General features: G+C 72.7%; 12 protein-coding genes. 6 read left to right on the forward strand and 6 right to left on the reverse strand.

All coding sequences use genetic code 11. The features are described 5' to 3' along the window. Positions 1-23: 23 nt before the first annotated feature. Positions 24-749 (reverse strand): divalent cation tolerance protein CutA, encoded by a 726-nt coding sequence (gene cutA, locus KV205_RS36495; protein WP_374214617.1) that lies wholly within the window; start codon positions 747-749, stop codon positions 24-26. 290 nt (positions 750-1,039) lie between these two features. On the opposite strand from cutA, the gene KV205_RS04145 reads away from it, so the two are divergent. Next, positions 1,040-1,579, forward strand: a complete 540-nt coding sequence (locus KV205_RS04145) for a hypothetical protein (protein WP_265862196.1) — start codon at positions 1,040-1,042, stop codon at positions 1,577-1,579. Between the two features lie 113 nt (positions 1,580-1,692). Next, positions 1,693-2,313, forward strand: coding sequence for a class F sortase (locus KV205_RS04150; protein WP_265862197.1), 621 nt, complete (start codon positions 1,693-1,695; stop codon positions 2,311-2,313). 29 nt (positions 2,314-2,342) lie between these two features. On the opposite strand, the gene KV205_RS04155 is transcribed toward KV205_RS04150, so the two are convergent. Further along, complete coding sequence (locus KV205_RS04155) at positions 2,343-3,128, reverse strand: TSUP family transporter (RefSeq protein ID WP_265862198.1); 786 nt, start codon at positions 3,126-3,128, stop codon at positions 2,343-2,345. Positions 3,129-3,311: 183 nt separating this feature from the next. On the opposite strand from KV205_RS04155, the gene KV205_RS04160 reads away from it, so the two are divergent. Genes KV205_RS04160 through nirD form a run of 3 tightly spaced genes read left to right on the forward strand, consistent with a single transcriptional unit; the run spans position 3,312 to position 7,368 of the window. After that, positions 3,312-4,511, forward strand: coding sequence for an NAD(P)/FAD-dependent oxidoreductase (locus KV205_RS04160; RefSeq protein WP_265862199.1), 1,200 nt, complete (start codon positions 3,312-3,314; stop codon positions 4,509-4,511). Continuing rightward, positions 4,508-7,024 (forward strand): nitrite reductase large subunit NirB, encoded by a 2,517-nt coding sequence (gene nirB, locus KV205_RS04165; RefSeq protein WP_265862200.1) that lies wholly within the window; start codon positions 4,508-4,510, stop codon positions 7,022-7,024. The genes KV205_RS04160 and nirB overlap by 4 nt, the downstream gene beginning before the upstream one ends. A gap of 5 nt (positions 7,025-7,029) precedes the next feature. Then, a complete protein-coding gene (gene nirD, locus KV205_RS04170) occupies positions 7,030-7,368 on the forward strand; it encodes a nitrite reductase small subunit NirD (RefSeq protein ID WP_265862728.1) in 339 nt (112 codons plus the stop codon). Between the two features lie 22 nt (positions 7,369-7,390). On the opposite strand, the gene KV205_RS04175 is transcribed toward nirD, so the two are convergent. The 3 genes from KV205_RS04175 to KV205_RS04185 all read right to left on the reverse strand — a co-directional run bounded on the left by KV205_RS04175 (position 7,391) and on the right by KV205_RS04185 (position 9,526). Further along, the gene (locus KV205_RS04175) at positions 7,391-7,819 is read right to left on the reverse strand and encodes a VOC family protein (protein WP_265862201.1); all 429 of its coding nucleotides are present in this window, start codon (positions 7,817-7,819) and stop codon (positions 7,391-7,393) included. A 132-nt stretch (positions 7,820-7,951) separates the two neighbouring features. Next, entirely contained in the window at positions 7,952-8,416 is a 465-nt protein-coding gene (locus tag KV205_RS04180) for a group III truncated hemoglobin (protein WP_265862203.1), read from the reverse strand. A gap of 57 nt (positions 8,417-8,473) precedes the next feature. Further along, complete coding sequence (locus tag KV205_RS04185; protein ID WP_265862204.1) at positions 8,474-9,526, reverse strand: hypothetical protein; 1,053 nt, start codon at positions 9,524-9,526, stop codon at positions 8,474-8,476. Positions 9,527-9,709: 183 nt separating this feature from the next. Between KV205_RS04185 and KV205_RS04190 the strand changes: the two genes are divergently transcribed. Further along, entirely contained in the window at positions 9,710-10,870 is a 1,161-nt protein-coding gene (locus KV205_RS04190) for an alkaline phosphatase PhoX (RefSeq protein WP_265862206.1), read from the forward strand. On the opposite strand, the gene KV205_RS04195 is transcribed toward KV205_RS04190, so the two are convergent. Continuing rightward, positions 10,840-11,913, reverse strand: coding sequence for a helix-turn-helix domain-containing protein (locus KV205_RS04195; protein WP_265862207.1), 1,074 nt, complete (start codon positions 11,911-11,913; stop codon positions 10,840-10,842). The genes KV205_RS04190 and KV205_RS04195 overlap by 31 nt on opposite strands. Between the last annotated feature and the right edge of the window lie 119 nt (positions 11,914-12,032).

A 12,032-nucleotide genomic window follows, 5' to 3' on the forward strand; every position in this document is an offset into this window, starting at 1 on the left:
GGCCCTGATCCGCCGGACAGGCCCTAGGGCCGGTCGAACCAGTCGCCGCTCTCGATGACCGGGCCGAGGGGCGCGTCCGGGGCCGCCAAGAACACCCAGGCGGACACCCGCGCCCCGTCCCGTACCCGTTCGACGTCCATCGCCACCCGCTCGTACCCGACGGGCAGCTCCAGGCGGTCGAGCAGGCCGAACAGATCGCCGTAGTCGCCGGACGAGGGCGTGAGCAGGGTGCCGACGACCCGGCCCTGCTCCGCCGGGACGACGTACGGATAGCCGGGCCCGTCGTGCAGGACCGCGCCGTGCAGCACCGCGTCCGCCTCGGTGCCGATGCGGCCGGCGAGGAACCGGTCGTGGTTGTACGCGCCCGGGCGCAGCGTCCCGTACACGAAGAACGGCCGCTCGGCGTCCGGCCGCGCCGGGGCCTCGACGGCGGCGGGCGCGGTCGTCTCCCGCTCGACCCAGCGGGCGTACTCCTCGCTCACCCGGTTCACCCGGGTCGCGACGATCTCCGGGGTCTCGTAGTCGTGGGCGGCGAGGAGGTACACCTCCAGGGCCGGGTAGCGCGCCTCGGTGGTCTTGAACACCACCTGCCACTCCTCCGCGGTCTCGATCGAGCCCTGCCAGTGGTACACGGAGGAGACCGGCCCGGAGACCTGCGCGCAGGCGGCGACCCGGGCCTCGACGGCCCCGCGCGCCAGGGCCGTGGCCTTGGCGCGGGCGTCGGTGCTGGTGACGACGGTGACGATCACGCCTTCACCGTACGGGCGAACCGGCCCGTGTGCAGCCGGGCCGCGTGCAGCCGGGCGGCTCAGGTCCGGGCCCACCGGGGGCGGCGGTGATCACCCGTTCGGCACGGACCGTCAGCTGACGCCGTGAAACCCGCTCCCACCTGCACAAACGCGGGATCTCCAGCGACACGCCGCACCTGAACGGACGCATTCTGATCCTCCATCAGCAGGCGGCTGGCGCGTCCACGCATTTATGTCGGTCCTACGGAAGCCCCTTTCCGTACGAACGTCCGCGCGCCACGGAGGCCACCATGCGCCGCACCCCTGTCCCCCTGCTCACCGGTACCGCGCTCACGGTCCTCGCGCTCGGCGCGCTCGCCGCGCCCGTGGCGTACGCGAACAACGACGGTCACGAGAACTCCGGTCACCAGAACTCGCAGTCCCTGGAGATCTTCCCCTCCTCCGCCGACCCCGGCACCACCGTCACCGTGAACACCCTCGCCTGCGGCTCCCACGGCCACGGGGTGGGCGACGCGAACTCGCTCGGCGCGGGCGAGTTCCAGCTCAACCCGAGCACGCACAAGGAGGTCGTGGTGGGCCAGTTCACCGTGCCGCACCACGCCAAGTCGGGGACCTATCCGATCAGCGTCGCCTGCGACAACGGCAAGACCGCGCGCGGCGACCTCTTCGTCAAGCACAAGACCCCGAGCGGCCATGTGCAGACCGGTGTCGGCGGCAGCGTGGGCCCCGACACCGCCCAGGTCACGGCGGGCGTGGCGGTGCTGGCCGCGGCTGCCGTGGGCGGTACCTGGCTCCTGCGCCGCCGGGCGAGCGGCGCGCAGGACGGCTGAACGCCGTACCGCCTCCGTCCTGCCCCCGCCGCGCGCCCGCTGACGGCCCGGCGGGGGCAGGACCATCCGGAAGACCCGTACAAAGGAAGACCCGTACAAAGGAAGAAGCCCAGGTGAGCAACCGCAGCAAGGGCTGGGGAATAGCCGTCGCCGCCTGCGTCGGGCTGTGGATGATCCAGAACGGCTCGGGCGAGGTCACCCCGCCGATCCCCACGGCCGCGCAGGCCTTCGCCGCCGGCCCGAGCGTGCACACCGACGCCGCCGCCGATCCGCTGCCGCCCTCGTCCCCGCTGCGGCTGCGGATCCCCGAGATCGACGTCGACACGCCCCTGACCGCCCTCGGCCTGGGCCCCGACGGCGCCCTGGAGGTGCCGCCGGCCGGCGACCGCAATCTGGCCGGGTGGTACGAGAACGGCACCCGGCCCGGCGCCAAGGGCACCGCGATCGTCGCGGGACACGTCGACAACGCGCAGGGGCCCGCCGTCTTCTACGCGCTCGGCGCGCTGAAGAAGGGGCACCGGATCGAGGTGGACCGGCAGGACGGCCGTACCGCTGTCTTCACCATCGACGCCGTCGAGGTCTACGAGAAGGACCGCTTCCCGGACGCCAAGGTGTACGGGGAGGCGGATCGGGCCGAGATCCGGGTGATCACGTGCGGCGGCGGCTTCTCGAAGAAGGCGGGCGGCTATCTCGGCAATGTCGTCGCCTTCGGCCACCTCATCGGGGTGAAGTGACGGCTCGAAGCGACGGCTCGATGTGACGGCTACGCCCACTGGTCGAAGGCGAGCTTCGCGACCAGCGAGAAGACGACCACGAGCAGCACCCCGCGGACGAACTCCGCGCCCTTCGCCAGCGCCATCCGCGCGCCGATCATGCCGCCGACCAGGTTGAACACCGCCATGACGGCGGCGAGCAGCCACAGCACATGCCCCTGGTAGGCGAACATCGCGAGCGCGCCCGCGTTGGTGCAGACGTTGACGATCTTGGAGGTGGCGGAGGCCGTCACCAGGTCGAGGTGGAGCACGGCGGTGAGCGCGAGCACCAGGAAGGTGCCGGTGCCGGGCCCGAACAGACCGTCGTAGAACCCGATGCCGCCGCCGACCACGACGATCGCGGTGACGATCCGGGCCCGGGTGAGCGGGGGCCGGTCCTCCTCCGTCGTACGGCTGCCGAACGACGGCCGCAGCATCACGAACGCGGCGACCCCGAGCAGCACCACCATGATCACCGGCCGCAGCACCGCGCTGCTGATCCCGGCCGCGAAGAAGGCTCCGCCCATCGACCCGACGAGCGCGGCGAGCCCGATCCGCACCGCCGTACCGACCTTGACCGGCGCCTTGCGGAGATACGTGAAGGCCGCGCCGGACGTCCCGACGATCGACACGGCCTTGTTGGTGCCGAGGATCTGCGCGGCCGCCACATGCGGCAGGCCGAGGAGGAGGGCGGGCAGCTGCAGCAGCCCGCCGCCGCCGACCACGGCGTCGATCCAGCCGGCGGCCAGCGCCGCGAGGCAGAGCAGGACGAGTGTGGTCAGGGATATGTCAGGCATGGGGGTGAGCCTAGAGCCCCGATGTATGCACCAGCCATCGATCCCGAGGATCTTGAGCTACGTCTGAGCCTTGTATACGCGGGAGAGCCCTCACAGTGCGGAGCGGCGGCGGTGAGATCAGCGTTCCGTACGGGAAACAGTCGGGATCCCGTCGGGTAACACCCGCCGCGCACTCTTCCGGGTATGAGTACACGGATCGTGGTGGTCGGGGGCGGAACGGCGGGTGCCCGGCTCGCCCAGCGCCTGCCGGTCACGCTGCTCGGCGAGGAGCCGCACGCACCGTACAACCGGCTGCTGCTCGCGGACGTCCTCGCCGGGCGGTACGGCCCCGAGGTCATCGCGCTGCCCGCGGCCCGCGAGCCCGCCCGGCTCGGCGCCGGCGCGCGGGCGGTGCGGATCGACCGCGCGGCCCGCACGGTGGAGTGCGCGGACGGCTCCCTCGTCCCGTACGACCGGCTGGTCCTGGCGACCGGCGCGGCGCCGGTGCTGCCGCCGCTGCGCGGCCTGCGCGGGGCGCAACTGCCCACCGGGGTGCACCCGTTCCGCACGCTCGACGACTGTCTGGCGCTGCGCGAGCTGGTCCGGCCCGGAGTGCGGGCGGTCGTCGTCGGCGGCGGGCTGCTCGGCGTCTCGGCGGCCCGGGCGCTCGCGGCGGGCGGCGCCGAGGTGATGCTCACCCAACAGGGCGAGCGCCTCATGGAGCGCCAGCTCGACGACGAGGCCGCGACCCTGCTCCGTACCCACCTCACCGACCTCGGCGTCGAGGTCCACACCGAGTGCCGGGTCAGCGGGCTGCGGCAGCAGCACGGCGCCGTCACCGCCGTCGAGCTCGCCGACGGCTTCGTCCTCGACGCCCAGATCGTCGTCCTGGCCTGCGGGGTCCGCCCCCGCGTCGCCCTCGCCCGCGAGGCGGGCCTCGCCCTCCGCACGGGCGTCGTCGTCGACGACGAGCTCCGCACCTCCGACCCGTACATCCACGCGATCGGCGACTGCGCCGAACACGCCGGCCGCGTCTACGGCCTCGCGGGCCCGGCCCTGGAACAGGCGGACGTCCTGGCGGAGGTCCTGACGGCGGAGGCGGACGCCCCCCGATACACCGGCACCCGCGCCCTCACCCGCCTCACCCTCGGCGGCGCCCAGCCCCTCGACCTCGCCGCCTTCGGCGAAGCCACCCCGCTGCCCGGCGACGACGTCGTACGGCTCACCGACGCCACCCGCGGGGCCTACCGGAAGGTCGTCGTGCGCGGCGACCGGCTCGTGGGCGGCGTCCTGCTCGGCGACCTGGGCGCCGTCGGGACGCTCGCCCGGGCCTGGGAGGGCGACGAGGCCCTGCCGGACGCCCCCCTGCTGCACCTGCTCACCCACGACGGAGGCTCCTCATGACCACCCCCACCATCGTCCTGGTCGGCCACGGAATGGTCGGCCAGCGGTTCCTGGAGGCGCTCGCGGAGCGGGGCGTCACCGCGCGGGCCCGGGTCGTGGTGCTCTGCGAGGAGCCCCGGCCCGCCTACGACCGCGTCCAGCTGACCTCGTACTTCTCCGGCCGGACCCCCGACGACCTCTCCCTCGTCCCGGACGGCTTCCTCGCCGAGCACGGCATCGAGCTGCACACCGACGAGCCCGTCACCGCCGTGGACCGGGCCGCCCGCACGGTCACCACCGGCTCCGGGCAGGTCTTCGCGTACGACACGCTCGTCCTGGCCACCGGCTCGTACCCCTTCGTGCCGCCCGTCCCCGGCAAGGACGCCCGCGGCTGTTTCGTCTACCGCACGATCGAGGACCTGCTCGCGATCGAGGAGTACGCCAAGGGGCGGACCACCGGCGCGGTGGTCGGCGGCGGTCTGCTCGGTCTGGAGGCGGCCGGCGCGCTGAAGGGCCTCGGCCTGGACACACACATCGTGGAGTTCGCGCCGCGCCTGATGCCGGTGCAGGTCGACGAGGGCGGCGGCGCGGCCCTGCTGCGCACCATCGAGCAGATGGGCCTGACCGTCCACACCGGGACCGGCACCCAGGAGGTCGTCACCGAGGACGGCGCGGTCACCGCCATGCGCCTGTCGGACGGCTCCGAACTCGCCACGGAGATGGTGGTGTTCTCGGCGGGCGTCCGCCCCCGCGACCAGCTGGCCCGCGACTGCGGCCTGGACGTCGGCGAGCGCGGCGGCATCGCCGTGGACGAGCTGTGCCGGACCTCCGACCCGGCCGTCTTCGCGATCGGCGAGTGCGCGCTCGCCTCGGACGGGCGGGTGTACGGCCTGGTGGCGCCCGGCTACGAGATGGCATCGACCGCGGCCGCGACGATCGCCGACGAGACCGTCAGCGGCTTCACCGGCGCCGACCTGTCGACCAAGCTGAAGCTGCTCGGCGTCGACGTGGCCTCCTTCGGCGACGCCCACGGCACCGCCGAGGGCTGTCTCGACGTCGTCTACTCCGACTCCCGCTCCGGCATCTACAAGAAGCTCGTCGTGGACGGCGAGGGCGTGCTGCTCGGCGGTGTCCTGGTCGGCGACGCCGAGGCGTACGGCATGCTGCGCCCGCTCACCGGCAGCAAGCCGCCGGTCTCCCCCGAGCAGCTCGTCCTCCCCGCGGGCGTCGGCGCGCCGGTCGCGCTCGGCCCGTCGGCCCTCCCGGACGACGCCGTCATCTGCTCCTGCCACAACGTCACCAAGCACGCGATCAGCCAGTGCACCAGCCTCCCCGAGGTGAAGAAGTGCACCAAGGCCGGTACGGGCTGCGGCAGTTGCGTGAAGGTGATCGAGAAGCTGCTGCCGGCGGCCACCGACAAAGGGCTCTGCGGCTGCTTCGCGTACACCCGCAGCGAGCTCTACGAGATCGCTCGTACCCTCCGCGTGACCTCCTTCGCCGCGCTGCTCGACTCGCACGGCCGGGACGGGGCGAAGGGCGGCGAGGGCTGCGAGGTGTGCAAGCCGACCGTCGGATCCATCCTGGCCTCGCTCAACAACGGGTACATCCTGGACGGCGAGCAGGCGGCGCTCCAGGACACCAACGACCACTTCCTCGCCAACATGCAGCGCAACGGCTCCTATTCGGTGGTGCCGCGCATCCCCGGCGGCGAGATCACCCCCGAGAAGCTGATCGTGATCGGCGAGGTGGCCCGCGACTTCGGCCTCTACACGAAGATCACCGGCGGCCAGCGGATCGACCTCTTCGGTGCCCGGGTGGACCAGCTCCCCTCCATCTGGACCCGGCTCGTCGACGCCGGCTTCGAGTCCGGCCACGCCTACGGCAAGGCGCTGCGCACGGTGAAGTCCTGCGTGGGACAGACCTGGTGCCGCTACGGCGTGCAGGACTCGGTGAAGATGGCGATCCTGCTCGAACTGCGCTACCGCGGCCTGCGCGCCCCGCACAAGCTGAAGTCCGCGGTCTCCGGCTGTGCCCGCGAGTGCGCCGAGGCCCAGTCGAAGGACTTCGGGATCATCGCGACCGCGAGCGGCTGGAACCTGTACGTGGGCGGCAACGGCGGCGCCACCCCGCGCCACGCCGATCTGCTCGCCCAGGACCTGTCCGACGCCGAACTGATCCGGCTGATCGACCGGTTCCTGATGTTCTACATCCGCACCGCCGACCGCCTGGAGCGGACCTCGGTGTGGCTGGAGCGCCTGGAGGGCGGCCTCGACCACCTCAAGGACGTGGTGGTGCACGACTCGCTCGGCCTGTGCGACGAGCTGGAGGCGCTGATGGCCGCGCACGTCGCCGGCTACAAGGACGAGTGGGCGGAGACCCTCGACGACCCGGACCGGCTGCGGCGCTTCGTCTCCTTCGTGAACGCGCCGGAGACGCCGGACCCGACGGTGAAGTTCGTGCCGGAGCGCGACCAGATCAAGCCGGACCTGCAGATCCTCACGATCGGCACCCTGGAAGGAGCCACCTCGCGATGACGACGATGACGACGACGGCGATCCTCGAACTCTCCCCCGACGCCGAGACCTGGATGCCGGTCTGCGAGGAGGCCCGGCTCACCCCGGGCCGGGGCATGGCCGCGCTGCTGCCGGACGGCCGGCAGGCCGCCGTCTTCAGGGACCGGTCCGGCCGTGCGTACGCGATCGACAACCGCGACCCGTTCACCGGCGCCCAGGTGCTCTCCCGGGGCCTGGTCGGCTCGGCGGACGGCCGGCCGTTCGTCGCCTCGCCGCTCCTGAAGCAGCGCTTCGACCTGGAGACGGGCCGCTGCCTGGACGACGACGAGGTGACGGTGGCGGTGTACCCGGTCCGTACGGCCTAGGGGGTGTCCGGGCCCGGGTGGCTCAGCCCTGCGGCGCGCCGCCCTCGACCGCCGCGGGGTCCATCCACATGACCTCCCAGTGGTGCCCGTCGAGGTCGGTGAAGGAACGCCCGTACATGAAGCCCGTGTCCATCGGCGGCAGCACCGCGCCGCCGCCGGCCGCCAGCGCCTTGTCCGCCAGCTCGTCGACCTTCTCGCGGCTCTCGGCGCTCAGCGCGCACATCACCTCGGTCGACTTCGTCGCGTCGGAGACCACCTTGCCCGGCGCGGCGAAGCCGAGGAACTTCTCCTCGGTGAGCAGCATCGCGAAGATCGTGTCGCTGATGACCACACAGGCGGCGGTCTCGTCGGTGAACTGCGGGTTGATGGTGTAGCCGAGCTGCTCGTAGAAGGCCTTGCTCGCGTCCAGGTCCTTCACCGGCAGGTTCACGAAGATCATCTGCGGGGCCATGGTGTCCGTCCACTCTCTCGTCCGTCGGTGCCGTGTCGGCGCTTTCGAGAGTTAAGACGGGCGAACCGCGCGGAACTCATCGGCCCCGCCGACACTTTTCCCGGATTCCCGGTTCCCGGAAATCCTTCCCGCTCAGGCGACGGACCGCAGCGTGAGCGCCGCCAGCGGGACGAACCCGCCGCTGCCGCCGACGCCCTCGGGCGCGTCGGTCGACGCCTCGGCCCCGCCGAGCCGCCGCAGCATCGCGACCGCGATCCGCTCCCCCTGCGCCTTCGCCCGCTCGGCCAGCGGCCCCGCGTGCCGCCCGTCGATCGTGGCCCGCCACAGCTGCACCCACCGCCCGAAATGGGCGGCGGTCAGCGGACGTACGGAGTCCAGCGCGGCGTGCGGCCCGAACGCGTCCCGCCGGTACTCGGCGCTGCGGAACAGGGCCCGCTCCCAGAAGTCGCCGATCCTCGGCAGGTGGGTGTCGAGGTCGGTGCCGGCGACCTCGGTGAAGAACGGCCCGATGAGCGGGTCGGCGAACGCCGCCTCGTAGAACCGGCGCAGCAGGGCGTCGAGGTCGGCGCGGTCGCGGATGTCACGGGTGACGGCCATGGGACGAGGGTCGCCGATCGGACAGTGCCGGGGCCAGTGCCGAAGGTCCCGGGCCGGTCAGACCGCCCAGCGACGGACGGTGCCCGCCCCCCGGTCGTACGTGAGCCAGGTCCCGTCGCCCAGTGGCCGGACCTCGCTGTGGTCGACGCTGTCCGGGTACGTGATCCGCCCGCGGATCTCCAGGGTGCGGCCGTCGAGCAGCCAGGTCCCACACTCCTCGGGCTCGTCGGCGTACTCGGTCCCGGTGGTGGCGAGCACGGTGTCCCCGTCCAGGAAACCGCAGGTCCAGTCCCACTGGGGGTGCTCCTCGTCCGGGGCCGGGGGCGCGTCGGCCTCGGCGAGCACCGCGCCGTCGAGCGCGTGCAGCTGGAGGTCGTTGCCGTAGTGCTCCACGGTGAGGAAGCCGGGGTGTCCGGGGTGGACGTCGATCAGGATGCGGTCGAGGCCGTCGTTGAGCTCCTGGTGGACGGTGAGCTCGGTGCCGTCCCAGCGGCCCCAGTACACGAGGACGCCGTCCTGCCCCATGCCGACGGACAGGCCCATGTGGACGCCGTCGGGGTGGGAGAGGTGGCCGGAGCCGGAGGCGACGCTGTCCAGCGGGAGCCGGGCCAGCTCGCGGCCGTCCCGCGCGTCGAGGACGGCCCAGATCTCCTCGTACTCCCCCGGGGTCACGACATGCGCCCAGATCAGCCGTCCGTCGTCGGAGATCCGGCAGGAGCCGGACTCGATGCCCGGACAGATCTGCAGCTCGTCGCCGGTGTGCGGGTGGTCGACCCGCTGGTCCCAGCAGCCGTGCTCGTACACCCACCGGGTCGAGCCGTCGGCGTCGACGGCCCGCACGGACCGCTGGCCGGAGAAGACGGCGAAGGAGCGGTCCGGGCTCACCGAGTGAGCGCCGTGCTTCCAGCCGGGCCAGGGCAGCGGGAACACGGCGGCCGGGGCCTGCTCGCCCGCGAGCAGATCGGTCAGCTCGTGCACGGCGAGTTCCGTGCCGCGCGCGAGCAGGGCGCGGGAGGAGCCGCCCGCGCGGTTCTCGAAGGCGTACGGGCTGACGAGCGCCGAACCGCCGGGGAAACCGTACGAGTCGACCGGTCGTGCGACGAAGTCCATGGCCGGAACCTACCGCCCGCCACCGACAGCCCGGCGACCGCCGTCCGCGCCCCGCACCCGCCTCCTCCCCGTCACCGCCCGTTGACGCCCGGTCAACTCCGGACGCCTAGATTCCAGGACCGCGCGACCCCGCGCCGCCGACCGGCGCCGCGGGGCGGATCACACCCTGATCAGGAGTGAGACGTGGAGCGACGCAGTTTCCTGCGTGGAGCGGTCATCGGCACCTCGGCCTCCGCCTTCGGCGGCAGCCTCTGGAGCGGGGCGGCCCATGCCGCGCCCGCGCAGCCCGGGGCGGGGCCCTACGGGGCGCTCGGCGCGGCGGACGCGAACGGCATCCTGCTGCCGGCCGGTTTCAGCAGCCGGGTGATCGCCCGGTCGGGCCAGTCGGTGCCGGGGACCTCGTACATCTGGCACAACGCTCCCGACGGCGGCGCCTGCTTCGCCGACGGCACGGGCTGGATCTATGTGTCGAACTCGGAGATCAACCCGGGCGGCGGCGTCAGCGCGGTGAAGTTCGATTCCTCGGGCACGGTCACCAACGCCTACCGGATCCTGTCCAACACCCGGCAGAACTGCGCGGGCGGCAGGACGCCGTGGAACACCTGGCTGTCCTGCGAGGAGGTCAGCCTCGGTTACGTGTACGAGACGGATCCGTACGGCGTGAACGCGGCCGTGCAGCGGCCCGCGCTCGGCCGGTTCAAGCACGAGGCGGCGGCCGCCGACCCGGTGCGGCGGGCGATCTACCTCACCGAGGACGAGTCCGACGGCTGCTTCTACCGCTTCCTGCCCACCACCTGGGGCAATCTGTCCTCCGGCACCCTGCAGGTGTTCAAGGCCGGCACCGCCACCTCCGGCACGTTCACCTGGCAGAACGTGCCGGACCCGGACGGCTCGCCGACCACCACCCGCAACCAGGTCTCCGGCGCCAAGCGCTTCAACGGCGGCGAAGGCTGCCACTACGCCGACGACACCGTCTGGTTCACCACCAAGGGCGACAACCGGGTGTGGCAGGTCAACCTGGCCGCCGGCACGTACGAGCTGGCCTACGACGACTCGCTGGTGCCCGGCGGGGCGGCGCCGCTGACCGGGGTCGACAACGTGACCGGCGCGGCCTCCGGCGATCTGTACGTCGCCGAGGACGGCGGCAACATGGAGATCTGCCTGATCACGCCGGACGACGTCGTCACCCCGTTCCTGCGGATCAGCGGCCAGTCCGGTTCCGAGATCACCGGACCGGCCTTCTCCCCCGACGGCAGCCGGCTCTACTTCTCCAGCCAGCGGGGCACCACCGGCAGTTCGTCCGGTGGCATCACCTACGAAGTCACCGGCCCGTTCCGCGCGTAGCAGCGGGTCTCCCTGGCCTCCCTGGCCTCCCGGGAACCCTGGGGAGCCTGGGGAGCCGGGGCCGGGGCTCCCTGGGCACCGCCGAGGAGGGCGGCGCCCAGGGGGGTCAGGGTGTGCAGGACCGCGTTGCCGTGCCGGAGCGTGGCGACCAGGCCGGCCTCCCGCAGGACACCGGCGTGCTGGCTCGCCGAGGCGAGGGACACCCCCGCCCGGCGGGCCAGTTCGCTCGTGGTGCCGCCGTCGCCGATGGCGTTGAGGACCTCCGAGCGGGTGTGCCCGACCAGCTTGGCGAGCGAGGGCAGGCCGGGTGTCCGGACGTTCGGCGCCTCGCAGTGGGTGACCGGGTAGACGAGCACCGGCGGCAGCTCCGGGTCGCGCAGCACGACCGGGGTGCCGCGGCAGAAGTACGAGGGCTGCAGCAGCAGTCCGCGCCCGTCGAGGTGCACGTCCCGGTCGACCGGATAGTCGGCCTCCAGGACCGGGCTGCGCCAGCGCAGCATCGGCGGCAGCGAGGCGAGGAGCTCGTCCGCGCCGCCGTCGAGCAGCGCCCGGCCGCGGCGTGCCCGGTCGGCCTCGACCCGGGCCTGGATGTGGCTCCAGTACGGCTCGACGGCGGCCCGGTGGTAGGCGCGGAGCGCGCCGAGGAGCCGGCCGAGCGGTCCGCTGCCGCCGTCGGCCAGGGCTCTGAGCGCGTTCGGGACGGCGGGGTGCCCGGAGCGGGCGGCGCCGATCAGGGCGAGTTCGGTGTGCAGCCGGCCGGGCGGGGTGGCCCGGATGGCGTCGAGGCCCTCGTCGAGGCCGAGAATGCCCTGGGGCGGGGTGAGGAAGTCGGGGAAATAGCCGCGGCTGGGCACGAGGGCGCCCAGCAGCCGGGTCTCACCCCCGAGTCGTATACGCGCCTCCGACCGCCATTCCCCGTAGACCACGGAGCCGCGCCGGTCTCGTAAACGATGAAAACTGAGAATCGTTTCCCACAGAACGTCCGGCTGTGCGGCCATCCGCACCCCCGCCAAGTCGTTTCCGGTGAAATGAATCCGCAGCATGGAACCCCCACCTGTGCACTCGCAACCACCCCCGCCGACGAGTATGCACATCATCACTGCACGTTACCAGGGTGTTTCAGCCACACTTGAAAAGCCTCGCGGCGAACGGCCGGGAACCG

It is taken from the genome of Streptomyces sp. SKN60 (assembly GCF_026236535.1).
Taxonomy (GTDB): Bacteria; Actinomycetota; Actinomycetes; order Streptomycetales; family Streptomycetaceae; genus Streptomyces.

What these genes read in the sequence shown, in the direction of transcription:
- KV205_RS04155 (WP_265862198.1), bottom strand. Translation starts at nt 3,128, where the DNA reads ATGCCTGACATATCCCTGACCACACTCGTCCTGCTCTGCCTCGCGGCG.
- KV205_RS04195 (WP_265862207.1), bottom strand. Translation starts at nt 11,913, where the DNA reads ATGCTGCGGATTCATTTCACCGGAAACGACTTGGCGGGGGTGCGGATG.
- KV205_RS04185 (WP_265862204.1), bottom strand. Translation starts at nt 9,526, where the DNA reads ATGGACTTCGTCGCACGACCGGTCGACTCGTACGGTTTCCCCGGCGGT.
- nirD (WP_265862728.1), top strand. Translation starts at nt 7,030, where the DNA reads ATGACGACGACGGCGATCCTCGAACTCTCCCCCGACGCCGAGACCTGG.
- nirB (WP_265862200.1), top strand. Translation starts at nt 4,508, where the DNA reads ATGACCACCCCCACCATCGTCCTGGTCGGCCACGGAATGGTCGGCCAG.
- KV205_RS04180 (WP_265862203.1), bottom strand. Translation starts at nt 8,416, where the DNA reads ATGGCCGTCACCCGTGACATCCGCGACCGCGCCGACCTCGACGCCCTG.
- KV205_RS04145 (WP_265862196.1), top strand. Translation starts at nt 1,040, where the DNA reads ATGCGCCGCACCCCTGTCCCCCTGCTCACCGGTACCGCGCTCACGGTC.
- KV205_RS04160 (WP_265862199.1), top strand. Translation starts at nt 3,312, where the DNA reads ATGAGTACACGGATCGTGGTGGTCGGGGGCGGAACGGCGGGTGCCCGG.
- KV205_RS04175 (WP_265862201.1), bottom strand. Translation starts at nt 7,819, where the DNA reads ATGGCCCCGCAGATGATCTTCGTGAACCTGCCGGTGAAGGACCTGGAC.